The following is a 15114-nucleotide window of genomic DNA, read 5'->3' as shown; positions in this document are numbered from 1 at the left end:
TCTGCCCGCACCGGGCAGGCCTTTGAATCAGAGATGAAACAATGGGCAAGAATGTCGTAGTACTGGGCACGCAGTGGGGCGATGAAGGCAAGGGCAAGGTCGTCGATCTGCTGACGGAATCGGCGTCCGCCGTGGTTCGCTTTCAGGGCGGTCACAACGCCGGCCATACGCTGGTCATCGATGGCAAGAAAACCATCCTGCGCCTGATTCCGTCAGGCATCCTGCGTCCTGACGTGACCTGTGTCATCGGCAATGGCGTGGTGCTGTCACCAGAAGCTTTGCTCAGCGAGATGGCCGAGCTGGAAGAGAGCGGTGTACCGGTGCGCGAAAGGCTGCGGCTGTCGCCGGCCTGCCCGCTGATCCTGCCGTATCACGTGGCGCTTGACGTGGCCCGTGAAAAGGCGCGAGGCGTGGCCAAGATCGGTACCACCGGCCGCGGGATCGGCCCGGCCTACGAAGACAAGGTGGCGCGTCGCGGCCTGCGGCTGGGCGATCTACTGCACCGCGAACGCTTTGCCAGCAAGCTGGGCGAGGTGCTCGACTATCATAATTTCGTGCTGACCCGCTATCACGGCGAGCCCGCCGTGGATTTCCAGGAAGTGCTGGATCATGCCATGGCCATGGCCGATGAGCTGCGTCCGATGGTGTGCGATACGGTCTCCTTCGTGCACGATCTGCGCAAGCAGAACAAACACATCATGTTCGAGGGCGCCCAGGGATCGCTGCTGGATATCGACCACGGCACCTATCCGTTCGTGACCAGCTCCAATACCACGGCCGGCGGTACGGCCACCGGGTCAGGCGTCGGTCCGCTCTATCTGGATTATGTGCTGGGCATCACCAAGGCCTACACCACTCGTGTCGGTTCCGGGCCGTTCCCGACGGAGCTCTTCGATGAGTTCGGCCGCCATCTGGCCGAGCACGGCCACGAGTTCGGTTCCAACACCGGGCGTGCCCGCCGCTGCGGCTGGTTTGATGCCGTGGCGCTGCGTCATGCCGTGCAGATCAACTCCATCTCCGGGCTGTGTCTGACCAAGCTCGACGTGCTGGACGGGCTGGAAAACATTCGGGTCTGTGTCGGCTATCGCTCCAAGGATGGCGAGTTGATCGACAATCTGGTGGACAGCGAAGGCTATGAGGCGATCCATCCCGAGTATCGCGATCTGCCGGGCTGGCGCGAGTCGACAGTCGGCGCCCGCTCGCTCGATGACCTGCCTGCCAACGCCCGCGCCTACATCAGCTTTCTCGAGGAGCAGATCGGTACGCCCATCGACATCATTTCGACCGGGCCGGATCGCATTGAAACCATCGTGCTGCGTGATCCCTTCAACGATTGATCCCTGCAGGTGACGCGCTTTGAATCCCTGATGTGCCATCAGGGATTTTTAATGTCCGGTCAAAAGCTTTAAAGCCTGAAGCTATCATGCTGATTGGCAGGGCGGCGGGTTCACACCGCAGATAATGAGGACTAAAATAGTACGCAATCAGTCAGGCAAGAGGCCGACATGCTGAAGCTGTCAAAAATGAGCGATTACGGGGCAGTAGTGATGGCGCAGATCTCGCGCCATCCGGACTGTTCGCATGCTGCTGCCGATATCGCTGACCGCGTCGGACTGCCTCGACCCACCGTGAGCAAAACGCTCAAGCTGTTGCTGCGCGCCGGGCTCTTGAACTCGCAGCGCGGTGCCAACGGCGGATACCGGCTGGCACGCTCGCCCACCGCCATTACCGTACGCGACATCATTACCGCCATTGATGGTCCGGTCGCCATGACCGAGTGCAGCCACGGTCAGGGCGACTGTGACCTGATGTCCAGCTGTGGTGTGGCCAGCAACTGGCAGCGCGTATCGATGGCCGTACGTCAGCTGCTGGACAGTGTCACGCTGGCCGATCTGGCGCACGATACACCGATCAAGCTACCCGTACAGCTGCCCATTCAGAGCGTGGCGCTCGGTGAGGCGCACGGGGTCTGACGAAGTGCCAACGATATAACACGACGGTTTTGACCAACGACCGATGAGACGAACAGTACCCGTTTGAGGGGAGAGGATCATGGCAACCGAAGCAATGGAGCAGCTCGCTCAGCGCGAGTACAAGCAGGGATTCGTGACCGATATCGAAAGCGATACGGTACCGCCCGGACTCGACGAGAGCGTTATCGCCTTTATCTCACAGAAAAAGGGCGAGCCGCAGTGGATGCTGGACTGGCGTCTTGAAGCCTATCACCAGTGGCTCAAGATGACCTCGCCCTCCTGGGCGCATCTGGACTATCCGCCGATCGACTATCAGGCCATCTCGTACTACAGCGCGCCCAAAAAGCCGGAGGATCGTCCCCAGAGCCTGGACGAAGTCGATCCCAAGCTGCTGGAAACCTATGAAAAGCTGGGCATTCCACTGCACGAGCGCGCCGCGCTGGCCGGTGTCGCAGTGGATGCCGTGTTTGACTCGGTGTCCGTGACGACCACCTTCAAGGAAAAGCTGGCCGAGGCGGGCGTCATCTTCTGTTCCATTTCGGAAGCCATTCGCGACTATCCGGAACTGGTGCGCCAGTATCTCGGCACGGTCGTGCCGCAGGGTGACAACTACTTCGCCGCGCTGAACTCGGCGGTCTTTACCGACGGCTCATTTGTCTATATTCCCGAGGGCGTGACCTGCCCGATGGAGCTGTCGACCTATTTCCGTATCAACGCCGCCAATACCGGGCAGTTCGAGCGGACACTGATCGTCTGCGACAAGCGCGCTCAGGTCTCCTACCTGGAAGGCTGCACGGCGCCGCAGCGCGATGAAAACCAGCTGCATGCGGCCGTGGTCGAGCTGGTGGCCCTTGAAGACGCCTATATCAAGTACTCCACCGTCCAGAACTGGTATCCGGGCGACGAGGACGGCAAGGGCGGCATCTACAATTTCGTGACCAAGCGTGGCGACTGCCGTGGTGACCGCTCGCGCATCAGCTGGACCCAGGTGGAAACCGGCTCGGCCATCACCTGGAAGTATCCGTCCTGCCTGCTGCGCGGCAACGACAGCAAGGGCGAATTCTACTCGGTGGCCGTCACCAACGGTCGCCAGCAGGCCGATACCGGCACCAAGATGATCCACATCGGCCAAAACACCTCGTCGACGATCGTCTCCAAGGGCATTGCCGCCGGCAGGAGCAACCAGTCCTATCGCGGCCTGGTCAAGGTATCGCCACGCGCGACCGGCTCGCGCAACTTTACCCAGTGCGACTCGCTTTTGATCGGTGATCAGTGCGGTGCACATACTTTCCCCTATCAGGAGATCGGTAACAGCCGTTCCACCATCGAGCACGAGGCGACCACCTCCAAGATCGGCGATGACCAGCTTTTCTATTGCAAGAGCCGCGGTATTTCCGAAGAGGATGCGGTCAGCATGATCGTCAACGGCTTCTGCAAGGACGTCTTCCAGGAGCTGCCGATGGAGTTTGCCGTCGAGGCCGAAGCGTTGCTCAGCGTGACGCTTGAAGGCTCGGTCGGTTAATCACAGGGGTTTACGGGCAGCCTTGATGGCTGCCCGTGCGGCAATTTTCGTGCAGCCGCCCGGCGGCGCATCATTACAGAATCAGGGTTACAACATGCTCGAGATCAAGGACCTTCACGCCACGGTAGAAGGCAGCGAAATCCTCAAGGGAATCACGCTGACCATCAATCCCGGTGAAGTACACGCCATCATGGGGCCCAACGGCGCGGGCAAATCGACACTGTCAGCCGTGCTGGCCGGTCGCGATGGCTATGAAGTGACCCAGGGCAGTATCACGTTCGAGGGCAAGGATCTCATGGAGATGGAAGTCGAAGAGCGCGCTCAGGCGGGCCTTCTGATGGGCTTTCAGTATCCGGTCGAGATTCCGGGCGTCAAGAACATCTATCTGCTCAAGTCGGCGCTCAACGCCCAGCGCGCCGCGCGCGGTCTTGATGAACTGCCGGCGCCGGAGTTCATGAAGCTGATCAAGGAAAAGATCGGTTTCATGAAAATGGATTCGAGCTTTCTCCATCGCGCCGTCAACGAAGGCTTTTCGGGCGGTGAGAAAAAGCGTAACGAAATCCTGCAGATGCTGGTTTTACAGCCGAAGCTGGCGCTGCTCGACGAGATCGACTCCGGTCTTGATATCGACGCCATGAAGATCGTGGCCGAAGGTGTCAATTCACTGCGTGACGAAAATCGCGCCATTTTGATGGTGACGCACTACCAGCGTCTTCTGAACCATATCGCGCCGGATCAGGTGCACGTGCTGATCGATGGCCGCATTGCCAAATCCGGCGATCGTCATCTGGCCGAGGATCTGGAAGCGCGCGGCTATGAATGGGTTATCGAGGAGCCAGCCGCATGAGTCTGCCCGAAACACTCATGAAGCGTCTGCATGAGGCACCTGCCGGTGAGCCCGAGTGGCTCTCCGAAAAGCGTCGTGCCGGTGCTTCGTACTTTGAAGCGCATGGCTTTCCCACGCGTCGTCAGGAGGCGTGGAAATACACTGACATGTCGCGGCTTTCCAGCGCCGATTTCGACCGGGCTGATAGCGCCGAGCTGGATCGAGAGCGCTTCGATGCGCTCAGGCTGGATATCGATGCCTGCCGGCTGGTGTTTGTCGACGGCCTGTTCAATGCCGAGCTGTCCGATCTCGACACGCTGCCCGACGGCGTGGATGTCACGCCGCTGTCCCGGGCCATGGCAAATGATCAGCACGCCATCAGCGAGCAGCTGGGACATCTCACTGCCATCGACTTCTCTGCCTTCACGGCGCTGAATACCGCGCTGACCGGAGAAGGGGCCGTGGTGACCATCGGCAAGGGGCAGGCCATCGAGACGCCGATCTATCTGCTGTTTGTTTCGCGTAACAACGCGACACCGGTGATGAGCCACCCGCGGATTCTGGTGCGCTGTGCCGCCGAGAGCGAGGCGACCCTGATCGAGCATTACGTGGGCGAGCAGGGCGCGGCCAATCTGACCAACGTCGTCACGGAAATCGACATGGCGCCGGCCTCGCGCCTGTCGCATTACAAGCTCCAGGAAGCCAGCCAGAGTGAATATCACGTGGCCAGCATCCAGGTGGATCAGAAACGCGACACGACCTTTACCTCGCACAACCTGAATCTGGGTGGCGCCGTGGTGCGTAACGATCTGATCAGCGATCTCAACGACGAGAACGCCACGGTGGATCTGCTGGGGCTCTTTTTCGGTCAGGATCGTCAGCACATCGATAACCACACCAAGGTCAACCATAACGCGCCGCGCACCTACTCCAACGAGAATTACAAGGGTATTCTCGACGGTCGTGCCCGCGGGGTCTTCAATGGCCGGGTGTATATCAAGCGCGATGCGCAGCAGGTGCTGGGGTATCAGAACAACGCCAACCTGCTGCTCTCCGATCGTGCCGAGATCGATACCAAGCCGGAGCTGGAAATCTACGCTGACGACGTGCAGTGCTCTCACGGCACGACCACCGGTCAGCTGGACGAAAACGCCATCTTTGCCCTGCGCGCCCGCGGGATCGATGAACAGATGGCGCGCGGACTGCTGACCCTGGCCTTTGCCAACGAGGTCATGGAACGCATCCGTCACAGCGCCCTGACCGACCGTGTCGAACGCGCGGTAGCGGGCAAACTGCCTGACCGCTTCAATCTCGAAAGCCTGGTGGAAGACACTTCGCTATGAGCATGACCGACGAACTCACGCTGGATGTTCAGGCCCTGCGCGCGGAATTTCCCGTGCTGGGCCGCCAGGTCCATGGGGACAAGGCGCTGGTCTATTTTGACAATGCGGCCACGACCCAGACGCCGAAGGCCGTGCTGGATACTTGGGTGGATTATTTCGAGCGCTACAACGCCAATATCCACCGTGGGCTGCATCGCCTTGCCGATGAAGCCACCCAGGCCTACGAGCACAGCCGTGACACCGTTCGTGAGTTCGTCAATGCCGAAGACGTTCGTGAAATCGTCTTCACCCGCGGTACGACGGAAGCCATCAACCTGGTGGCCCAGAGCTGGGGGCGCAGTCAGCTCGTCGAGGGTGACGAGATCCTGATTTCCCGGCTGGAGCATCACTCCAACATCGTACCGTGGCAGATGCTGGCGCAGGAAAAGGGGCTCACCATCCGGATCATTCCGGTGGACGAGCGCGGCGAGCTGGACATGGCGGCCTATCGGGCGCTGTTCACTGCCAGAACCCGTCTGGTGTGTGTCTCGCACGTCTCCAATGCCCTCGGCACGATCAACCCCATCGCCGATATGGCCCGCATCGCCCATGAGCACGATGCCCGTATTCTGGTCGACGGGGCGCAGGCAGTGGCGCATACCCGTGTCGATGTGCAGGCACTGGATGCCGACTTCTACGCCTTCTCGGGGCACAAGCTCTATGGGCCGACCGGGGTCGGCGTGCTATATGGTCGCCTGTCCCTGCTGGAAGCGATGCCGCCCTGGCAGGGCGGTGGCGAGATGATCAAGACCGTCAGTCTCGAAGAGGGCACCCGCTTTGCCGAACCGCCCCATCGGTTCGAAGCGGGCACGCCTGCAATCGCCGAGGTGATCGCTCTCGAGCGGGCCATTCGCTGGGTGACCAACCTGCATTTCGAGCTTCTGGAAGCGTGGGAGCAGCGTCTTCTGGCGCATGCCACCGAGCGCATGAAAGGCATCGAGGGCATGCGCATTATCGGTGATGCGTCGCACAAGGCGGCCGTGATCTCCTTTGTGGTCGATGGCGCCCACTCCCAGGACATCGGCCTGCTGGTCGATCAGTTCGGGGTGGCGATACGTACCGGCCACCACTGTGCGCAGCCGTTGATGCATCATTACGGGCTGGATGCCACCTGTCGAGCGTCGTTTGCTGCGTACAACACGCTGGAAGAAGTGGACTATTTCGTCGATGCCCTGCAGCGTGTCGTCACCATGGTGCGGGATTGAGCATGATCAGAGAGGGCTATTGATGAGCGCGATCACGTCCCTGCAAAAGGGCCAGCAGCTACCGCTTCAGCGTGGTGTCGAGGCGATCTCGATTCCCTTTGGCAAGCCGGTCCAGCTGGACGAGGACGAAACGGTTCAGGTCATGCAGGCGCTCGGGACCTCGGTCTCGGTGCTGCATGGCGGCAACATGTTTCTGATCGAAGGGTTCAATCTGGACGCCTTCGGGATGGAGCCCATGGAACGTCCGCACCTGCCCGACGGTGCGACCGATGAGGAGCTGGAAGCCTTTGCCTGGGCGCAGCTTCGCACCTGTTTCGATCCTGAAATTCCGGTGGATATCGTCGAGCTGGGGCTGGTGTATGACTGTCGAATCACGACCCTGATCGATGGTCAGAAGATGGCCCAGATCAAGATGACGTTGACGGCACCGGGATGTGGCATGGGCGAAGTCATTGCCGAGGATGCCAAGCACAAGATCCTGGGGGCCGAGCAGATCAATCGAGTCAACGTCGAGCTGGTCTTCGACCCACCCTGGTCCCGAGAGATGATGAGCGATGAAGCAAAACTGGCGCTCAACATGTTTTGAACAGCGCACCATGCGCCACTCAACGCCCCGATAGCCCTGCTGTCGGGGCGTTGCTGTATGGGGATTGCCCGGTTGCGGGCACTCGCTTAAGCTGGCGGGCGGTCTGTTTCGGTGCTCTTTTGTCGAATGAATAAATACATGGCAGGGTTGCTCAAGGGCATGGCAGTCGTGGGCGCCATGATGCTGGTATCGATCGTGGTCGTTACGGCAGGTGCCAACTATTGGGTGTGGCGCAAGACCCATGCCAGTATCACGCTGGACAGCACTCGATGCGCCTTTGAGCCGGTCGGGCTGGTCTTTGGCACGTCCCATGGATTGCGCGGCGGGGGCGAAAACCCCTGGTATCGGGCCAGAATGGATCTTGCCGCGCGCCTGTGGAAGTCGGGCCAGGTGGATCACCTGCTGCTGTCGGGCGATAACCATACCCGTTATTACAACGAGCCCATCAGAATGTGGCGCGATCTGCGCCAGCAGCGGATACCGGATACCGCCATGACGCTGGACTACGCCGGTTTCAGCACCTTCGACACGCTGGCGCGCAGTCGGGATGTTTTCAATGTTTCAAGGGTCACGCTCATTTCACAGCGCTGGCACCTGCCGCGCGCGCTTTTTATCGCGCAGCATCTCGGTCTGGAAGCGACAGGATGTGCCACCCGGGAGCGTTCGCTGTTCGATGATCGCTGGATGTGGGCCAGGGAAATACTGGCGCGCGTGCAGGTCGTTGCCGATCTCTATCTGTTTGAGCGTCGTCCCTATTTTCTGGGCCCGAGCATTCTTCTGCCCACCAATGAAAAAGCGTCCGGCAGCATTATTCCCGTCTATCGACGCGTGCCCATGCCGGCACCTGCCGAGGAGGCTCTCGATGAGTTGCGTGCCTTGCTTACGCCGCCGGATGAGAGCGAATGGCGCGCCACCCAGCCAATTCGGCCGGGCGCTCAGCGTCTTTTCTGATGCTGGTATTGATGCAGCACGCGAATGATGGCACGACAGTTTTTCCACAGCCGTTCCATGACGGGTTCGATCTCTTCCGGCAGGGCATGGGTCATCATGGTGGAGAGTGCCTGCATGATGATGCGCTCCTGCTCGAGCAGCTCGTTGATCAGCACGTGCTCATTATTGACCACGAAACTCTTGAGTCGACTCCAGAGCCAGAGATAGTCATCGCGTTCGACGTCGGCATCGCGGGGCAAAAGATCCAGATGACGTCGCGCCTGCTGCTGTAACAGGCGCATGTCCTGACGACGCTCTTCGAAACAGGGGGTCAAGGCCTCACGCATGTCATTACGCAGGCGGGCAGCATTATCCTGATAGTAATCAAGGCTGTCGGCCAGAGCCTCGAGCAGGCCATCCATCGCCGCCTGGCGATTGTCGAGAAACATGAGGGACTATCTCCACTGATACCGGAAGAATGGGGGAAGGAATTAAAATTCTAACGCGCCCGGAAAGTTTGTAACATCCATCAGCAGGGATTTATTCCGGAAAATGCCTGCCGATGGTGTTGCCGCTGCTCGAGGACATCAGCGCCCTGGTGGTCGGTCAGCCCTTCGGCCGTGGTGGCGCCTTTTTGACCGGTGCCGCATTGCGGGCAATATGCTCGATGATCATGCCTGCCACATCCTTGCCGGTACTGGTTTCGATACCCTGAAGGCCGGGGGAAGAGTTGACCTCCATGATCACCGGGCCGTGATTGGAGCGCAAAAGATCCACGCCGGCGACCTGTAAGCCCATGGCCTTGGCAGCGCGAATGGCGGTGGAGCGCTCTTCAGGCGTGATGCGAATGCTGCTGGCGCTGCCGCCGCGGTGCAGGTTGGAGCGAAACTCGCCTTCGGCGGCCTGGCGTTTCATGGCAGCCACCACCTTGTCGCCGATGACAAGGCAGCGCAGATCCGCGCCGCGAGCTTCCTTGATGTACTCCTGCACCATGATGTTGGCATTGAGCCCCATGAACGCCTGAATGACGCTTTCGGCGGCCTGCTGGGTTTCGGCCAGCACCACGCCGATGCCCTGGGTCCCTTCCAGCAGCTTGATGACCAGCGGTGTCCCCTTGACCATCTTGATCAGGTCAGGGATGTCATCCGGGGAATGGGCAAATCCGGTGATCGGCAGCCCCAGCCCCTTGCGCGACAGCAGCTGCAGTGAACGCAGCTTGTCCCGCGAGCGGGTAATGCCGACCGAGTCGTTGAGGACATAGGTCCCCATCATCTCGAACTGGCGCAGAACGGCCGTGCCGTAAAAGGTGACCGAAGCACCGATGCGCGGAATCACGGCATCAAAGGGCTCGAGCTGCTCACCCCGGTAGTGGATGGTCGGATGATGGGAGGCGATGTTCATGTAGCAGCGCAGGGTGTCGATGACGCGCACGGTGTGCCCGCGCTGCTCGGCCGCCTCGATCAGTCGCCGGGTGGAGTAAAGGTTGCGATTACGGGACAACAGGGCGATATGCATGATGACGTCCTTTTGAGCCGGGCTCAGGGTGTGCCATGCAGGAAGGCGGCGCCCGGGGCCACCAGCACCCTTTTCATGGCACGACGCCCCAGCAGCATGGGATGTTTCATGGCAGCGCGATCCACCAGGGTCAGGTCCAGCTCCTGGGTCAGTTCCCCCAGCTGCATGGCCGTGCGAATGACATACCGCCAGCTGGCGTGACCGTTGGAACTTCTGACCCTGCGGCGGTCGCTGAGCGGCAGGGTGAAACGCCCGGCCGTGCGCGCTTTTTCACTGCTCCAGGTGTCAAAACTGATCCACCACTGGCCGTGCTGTTCGAAGGCATGAATATTGTCGGCGTGCAGGGCGGATGTTCTGGCGCCGGTATCGATCTTGCAGGCCAGTCGCAGATCGAGTTCGGGCAGGGCCACCATCTCCCGACGACCCACGATGGCTCTTGGTGTATAGGGTAGCTCATCCATGCTGTTCTCTCTGTATCGCGTCGATCTGCTGCCACAGGGTAGAGCCGGGGCTTGCCTGTTTCATGGCCATGATCATGGGCAGTCGAAGGCGCGGAATCCGGGTGAGGTCTCGAACCAGTACCCTGAAATCGTGCGCTGAAAGCTGTGAGATAGTAACAAGATAGTCGATGGAGCGGCGCTCGTGCTCAAGATGATGCCAGCCGCGAGCGGCCACGATGGCAAGTGCTGTCGCATCGGGAGTGTCCTCCAGCAACCGTTCCAGCCAGGTACCCGACCGCGCCAGATCACCGGCCAGAATGGCGCCCGCCACGGCCTGTCCTTGAGCGGCGTCCGGATCGGCCTCGTAGCGTTTGATCAGGGCATCCAGCAGGATTTCCCGGCGTACGGGCGCGTGGGCGAGACAATCACACAGGGCCACCAGCGCCTGCTCGGGAAGATCCGCCAGACGCTGCGCCAGCGCGGTCTCATCGTCGTCCGTTCGGCGCACGACGAGATCGGCAATGCCCTGCAGTCCCAGCTGCTGCCAGGCCTGCGGGCTGTCACTCTTCAGGTAATAGTCGCGGGCGGTGTCATGATAGCGACTGGCGGGCAGCTCGAGATCGTGGGCAATGCGCGCATGCAAAAGCGCTCGGGTGAGATCGTCGGGCTGAAGGGCGATCGCGACGTCCTTGAGGGTCTCGGCAGCGCTGTCGAGTGCCAGACTGCCATCGGGCGTGCGCTGAAAGGTGCTCATCAGCTGTTCGAGGAACTGGTCGCGCAGCGCCGGTACGAGCATGGACTGCTCATCCAGGGGCAGCGCCAGACACCAGATGATGGGGTCACTGTCAGGGGTGGGGGCAAACACCAGCGCTACCCGGGCCTGTGATTGCCAGGGCTGTGACCATGCCACCTGCTGTGCCTCGAAGTCCCTGAAATGCTCGATGGGGCAGGGCACCACCCGACGCCCGAGGTGATAGATGCGAGGCGTAATGTCGGCATGGGCGAAAAGATCGACAAGCGTGGGCGTTAACATCAGGCGTTTCCAGAAAGGTTCATGTCGGCGCGGCCGCGCAATGTACCGTGTTGATGGCCGGTGTGCCAGTTCGGTATTGTGCAAAAAATAAACAATTTTCTGGAGCCGGCGAGTCAACAGGGGCGGGCAAAACTATCCCGATCTTATCCACAGTCTCGTTCAGCCGATCTGTGCAAAAGCGGATGACACCCTGATGGCAGACTCGTGTCAGTGGTTCATCATTTTATTCATGGTAGCGGGCACGCATAATGAGCGACATCATCCTTTCACGAACAGGACTTCCCATGACGCAATATGAATCGCTGGATGTCGCCCTGACCCGGCTTGAAGCCGCCATGCGCGCAGGCGATCTCTGGCAGAGCCAGAGCCGGCCGGAACCGTCCGCCTTCGACAGTGAACAGCCCTTTTATGCCGATACCATGACTCTGGGGCAGTGGCTGCGCTACGTGCTGATTCCCCGCCTGCGAAGCCTGATGGAGAGCGAGCATGCGCTGCCGGACAGCGCCAATATCGCCCCGGCCGCCGAAGTCTATCTGCAGGACAGCAAGACCAGTGTGCGCCTGCCCATCCTTGAAGCACTGCGCGATGTGGACAACGTGCTGGTCAACGGGGAGCTGCGCGAACAGGAGGCGCAATGAGTGATGGTGTGGCCGAAAGCGAGGCGCCGGTACACTACTATTTTGCCTATGGCAGCAACATGAACGTTGACAGAATGCAGGCCCGCGTCGGGGCGACCCGGCGCGCGCTGGCCGCAACGCTCAAGGGGTGGCAGCTCCGTTTCGACAAGGCCTCCCGGGTCGATGGCGTGGCGCATGCCAATGTCAGAATGGCAGCGGACAGTCAGGTCGAGGGCGTGTTGTACGAGCTGGATCATCCCGCCCAGATCAGGGCGATGGATCCCTTTGAAGGGCATCCCGCCGAGTACTGCCGTCAGGTCGAGATGGTCGACACGTTTCACGGAAAGCTGGCGGCATGGGTCTATGTGGCACTGCCCGACAAAACGGCATCGGGACGTGTGCCCGCACGGGAGTACATGGCGCATCTGCTGGCTGGGGAGCGCTTTCTCAGTCAGGCGTATCTCGAGCGTTTGCGTCAGCAGCAGTGCGTGGAAACACTGAGTGATGAGGCGTTGCTGGCGCTGGGCATTGCGCGTAATACCCCGCGCTGATAATCAATGAAGTGCCCGGAACAAGCCGGACGTAAAAAGGCCACCCGAAGGTGGCCTTTTGTCTTCTGCATCAATGCTGCAGAAGCTGTCATGTCATCCGCTTAGAAGCGGAAGGAAACACCGGCACCCACGGAGAGCGGGTCGAGCTTCTGCTTGCCGCCTTCGTTGTACTCGGCGCTGATGTCAGTGTACTGGGCAAAGCCGCCGACACCCCAGTGGTCAGTGATCTGCAGATCAACACCCAGCTGTGCAGAGGGGGCCCACTGACGGCTCTTGAGGCTTTTGGTGTCGTTTTCAGCGCTGGAGTTGGTGAAGGTGGTGTAGGTTGCACCGCCGCCAACATAGGGCTGAACCTTGGAGTCAGTGCCACCCAGCGGGTAGTACTGCGCCATCAGGCTGACCGGACGCGATTCAAACTTGCCGCTGACGCCGTCACCATCAAAGGTGGATTTCTGGGTGGCGTTGACTTCGATACCCAGATTGTCGGTCGGCATGACGCCAACAGCGCCGAACCAGCCGGTGTCATCCTTGTAGTTGCCGGTGCCGGTCGTTTCGGACTTGACCACACCGCCGCGGACGAAAATGTCGCCCTGGCCATAGGCCATGGCAGACTGAGCGGCGAAAACGCTGGTGCCTACCAGAACGGAAGCTGCAAAAATCTTGTTCAGGGTCATGATCTTCTCCTTGCTCGAAATGAAGGTACTCATATCGAAGGGGTTGTGGTTGGGAAACGCTGTTTCCTAATGCTTGGTTGCAACTATAGAGAACACTGTTTTATTTGTCACGTTATTTTTTTACAGTGTTTTTTATTATGTTGATAATTACAGACTATGATTTAGCGGGCGGTGATTTAACACGATAGCCCGTTATCCGCCGCCCGCTATATCGCAGACCTACAGCCAGGTGGACAGCGTCACGACACCAAAGTAATCACCGTTATCCTGACGGTCGAACTCACGGCTGCGTTTCAGGGTGGTCAGACTCAGATTGTAGCGATCCCATGAGATGGCGCCCCCCAGTTCCAGATCGCCAACCCATTGGCGCTTGTCGACACTGTGACTGTTCTGGAACGTATTGCCATCCAGCAGCATGTTGCGTGCCATGAAGCGGCCCTGCGCGTTGCCGAAGATGTACCAGTTAAAGGTGCGGTCGCGGGAAAACATCATGTTGGTGGAGGTATAGGGCGCCATGCCGGGTGTGGAGTACTGGTTGTCCAGTCGCCGTCCCAGTCGGAACCCCAGCCCGGCGGACGCATAATCGTACAGATTGCCCAGAGCGAAGCCTGCATTGGGGCCGTACTCCAGGGCCAGGCTACCCAGCCGATGACGCTGCCACCAGCTGCGCTGCAGGGTGAGCGTCACGGTGGGCTCATTATGCAGCTGATTGTGCCACCCTTTGGGGTCGTCGCTGTCGACAAGGTGGTGAAAGTTTTTCTGCACTGTCTTGGCACCGGAACCCGGCCCGACAAGGCCGATATCCAGCGAGAGGACATCGTCGACGCGCTGTTGCGGGGTGACATCGTGGCGATACAGCGACAGCCCGCCGTAGAGATAGCCTGCATAGGGGCGATCATCGGTGATCAGGTCGCGGCGGTCGGTATCTTCCGGCGTATACATCTGCTGGCCGAACCGGTAGGAGGCCGCATCAACGTCTCCGGCCGCCCAGCCCGGAATCCAGCCGGCCACCGAGCGGGTCCAGTGGTCGCTTTCCGGCTCAAAGCTCCAGCTGCCCTCGAAGCCGTTGGTGTAGTGGCCGTCATCGCTTCGAGCCGTGAAGAAGTCGTTGGTCAGCTTGAAGGTCAAAACGCCATCGGCCATGGCGGAGGCGGAAAGGAGCAGGCCGCTGCCCAGAAGTATCGCGCGACAGATCATGAATGGGGTTCCCGTTTTTAATGATGCCATTTCGTTAACGGGCTTACTTTAGACGATCATCGATAATGGTGCCTCCCGCATTTGTGACCTAAAAAAACCGCCACAGGGGCGGTTTTCAGGACAACGATAACGCTGCGGTTGTGAGTGCCTTATTCAGGGGCAATGCTCATGCTGTTGCCGGAGCCGATAAGCCTGACCCGCTGACCGGGCTGATAGGGCGTGTCCGCCTTTTGCACCACCACGATATCCTGGCCGCTATCGGTGCGTACCTGAATCTCGTAGGCGCTGACCTGATTGGCCCGGTCCTCGACCCTGCTGCCGGCCATGGCACCGCCAATACCGCCGACCGCCGTGGTCAGGACGCGACCGGAGCCGCCGCCGAACTGGTTGCCCAGCAGGCCGCCGAGGACAGCACCACCAATGCCGCCCAGTCCGGAGTCGTTTTCGTTGCCGGCCTGGATGGTGACAGGGCGGACACCGGTGACCGTGCCATAGGTGACATTGCGCGCGGTCTTGGCCTGGTTGCCGGTATAGGTATTACCGGAGTAGATATCGCTATTGGCGCAGCCTCCAAGAGTCAGGGCACCAAGGGCTGCAACGACAAGATAACGCTTCATGGGTCACTCCTGCGCCGGCATAACGTGCCGGCGGGCTGTTTGTTCT

At 60.2% G+C, this 15114-nt stretch carries 17 protein-coding genes; 10 read left to right on the top strand and 7 right to left on the bottom strand.

Features of this window, described 5'->3' with window-relative positions:
- Window positions 1–41: 41 nt before the first annotated feature.
- From M1D97_RS11330 to M1D97_RS11295, 8 genes are all read left to right on the top strand, one after another.
- Entirely contained in the window at window positions 42–1337 is a 1296-nt protein-coding gene (locus M1D97_RS11330) for an adenylosuccinate synthase (RefSeq protein WP_456267831.1), read from the top strand.
- A 168-nt stretch (window positions 1338–1505) separates the two neighbouring features.
- The gene (locus tag M1D97_RS11325; RefSeq protein WP_456267830.1) at window positions 1506–1973 is read left to right on the top strand and encodes an SUF system Fe-S cluster assembly regulator; all 468 of its coding nucleotides are present in this window, start codon (window positions 1506–1508) and stop codon (window positions 1971–1973) included.
- A gap of 79 nt (window positions 1974–2052) precedes the next feature.
- Entirely contained in the window at window positions 2053–3495 is a 1443-nt protein-coding gene (gene sufB / locus M1D97_RS11320; protein WP_456267829.1) for a Fe-S cluster assembly protein SufB, read from the top strand.
- Window positions 3496–3589: 94 nt separating this feature from the next.
- Window positions 3590–4342, top strand: coding sequence for a Fe-S cluster assembly ATPase SufC (gene sufC / locus M1D97_RS11315; RefSeq protein WP_456267828.1), 753 nt, complete (start codon window positions 3590–3592; stop codon window positions 4340–4342).
- Window positions 4339–5664, top strand: a complete 1326-nt coding sequence (sufD, locus tag M1D97_RS11310; protein WP_456267827.1) for a Fe-S cluster assembly protein SufD — start codon at window positions 4339–4341, stop codon at window positions 5662–5664. The genes sufC and sufD overlap by 4 nt, the downstream gene beginning before the upstream one ends.
- Window positions 5661–6908, top strand: coding sequence for an aminotransferase class V-fold PLP-dependent enzyme (locus M1D97_RS11305; RefSeq protein ID WP_456267826.1), 1248 nt, complete (start codon window positions 5661–5663; stop codon window positions 6906–6908). Before sufD ends, M1D97_RS11305 begins: the two co-directional genes overlap by 4 nt.
- A gap of 22 nt (window positions 6909–6930) precedes the next feature.
- On the top strand, window positions 6931–7494 hold the full coding sequence (sufT, locus tag M1D97_RS11300; protein ID WP_456267825.1) for a putative Fe-S cluster assembly protein SufT: 564 nt from the start codon (window positions 6931–6933) through the stop codon (window positions 7492–7494).
- 138 nt (window positions 7495–7632) lie between these two features.
- On the top strand, window positions 7633–8445 hold the full coding sequence (locus M1D97_RS11295) for a SanA/YdcF family protein (protein ID WP_456267824.1): 813 nt from the start codon (window positions 7633–7635) through the stop codon (window positions 8443–8445).
- Here the strand turns inward: M1D97_RS11295 and M1D97_RS11290 are convergent.
- The 4 genes from M1D97_RS11290 to M1D97_RS11275 form a co-directional block, all read right to left on the bottom strand.
- Window positions 8430–8873, bottom strand: coding sequence for a hypothetical protein (locus tag M1D97_RS11290; RefSeq protein WP_456267823.1), 444 nt, complete (start codon window positions 8871–8873; stop codon window positions 8430–8432). The two genes, M1D97_RS11295 and M1D97_RS11290, sit on opposite strands and share 16 nt — an antisense overlap.
- 157 nt (window positions 8874–9030) lie before the next feature.
- The gene (gene rimK, locus M1D97_RS11285; protein WP_456267822.1) at window positions 9031–9939 is read right to left on the bottom strand and encodes a 30S ribosomal protein S6--L-glutamate ligase; all 909 of its coding nucleotides are present in this window, start codon (window positions 9937–9939) and stop codon (window positions 9031–9033) included.
- 23 nt (window positions 9940–9962) lie between these two features.
- On the bottom strand, window positions 9963–10400 hold the full coding sequence (locus tag M1D97_RS11280; protein ID WP_456267821.1) for an ATP-dependent zinc protease family protein: 438 nt from the start codon (window positions 10398–10400) through the stop codon (window positions 9963–9965).
- Window positions 10393–11412 carry a DUF3549 family protein gene (locus tag M1D97_RS11275; protein ID WP_456267820.1) on the bottom strand — a complete coding sequence of 340 codons (1020 nt, stop codon included), beginning with the start codon at window positions 11410–11412 and terminating at the stop codon, window positions 10393–10395. The genes M1D97_RS11280 and M1D97_RS11275 overlap by 8 nt, the downstream gene beginning before the upstream one ends.
- Window positions 11413–11696: 284 nt before the next feature.
- Between M1D97_RS11275 and M1D97_RS11270 the strand changes: the two genes are divergently transcribed.
- Both M1D97_RS11270 and M1D97_RS11265 read left to right on the top strand, forming a co-directional pair.
- A complete protein-coding gene (locus tag M1D97_RS11270; RefSeq protein WP_456267819.1) occupies window positions 11697–12050 on the top strand; it encodes a YqcC family protein in 354 nt (117 codons plus the stop codon).
- Window positions 12047–12580 (top strand): gamma-glutamylcyclotransferase family protein, encoded by a 534-nt coding sequence (locus M1D97_RS11265; protein WP_456267818.1) that lies wholly within the window; start codon window positions 12047–12049, stop codon window positions 12578–12580. Before M1D97_RS11270 ends, M1D97_RS11265 begins: the two co-directional genes overlap by 4 nt.
- A gap of 101 nt (window positions 12581–12681) precedes the next feature.
- Here M1D97_RS11265 and M1D97_RS11260 read toward each other — a convergent pair whose 3' ends face one another.
- The 3 genes from M1D97_RS11260 to M1D97_RS11250 all read right to left on the bottom strand — a co-directional run bounded on the left by M1D97_RS11260 (window position 12682) and on the right by M1D97_RS11250 (window position 15068).
- Window positions 12682–13254 carry an OmpW/AlkL family protein gene (locus tag M1D97_RS11260; protein ID WP_456267817.1) on the bottom strand — a complete coding sequence of 191 codons (573 nt, stop codon included), beginning with the start codon at window positions 13252–13254 and terminating at the stop codon, window positions 12682–12684.
- Window positions 13255–13473: 219 nt separating this feature from the next.
- A complete protein-coding gene (locus tag M1D97_RS11255) occupies window positions 13474–14451 on the bottom strand; it encodes a lipid A deacylase LpxR family protein (protein ID WP_456267816.1) in 978 nt (325 codons plus the stop codon).
- A gap of 149 nt (window positions 14452–14600) precedes the next feature.
- Window positions 14601–15068 (bottom strand): glycine zipper 2TM domain-containing protein, encoded by a 468-nt coding sequence (locus M1D97_RS11250; protein WP_456267815.1) that lies wholly within the window; start codon window positions 15066–15068, stop codon window positions 14601–14603.
- Window positions 15069–15114 lie beyond the last annotated feature (46 nt).

It is taken from the genome of Kushneria sp. AK178 (genome assembly GCF_053903105.1).
The sequence above is the reverse complement of the archived record's forward strand: the minus strand, read 5'-3'. Positions and strand labels throughout refer to the sequence as shown.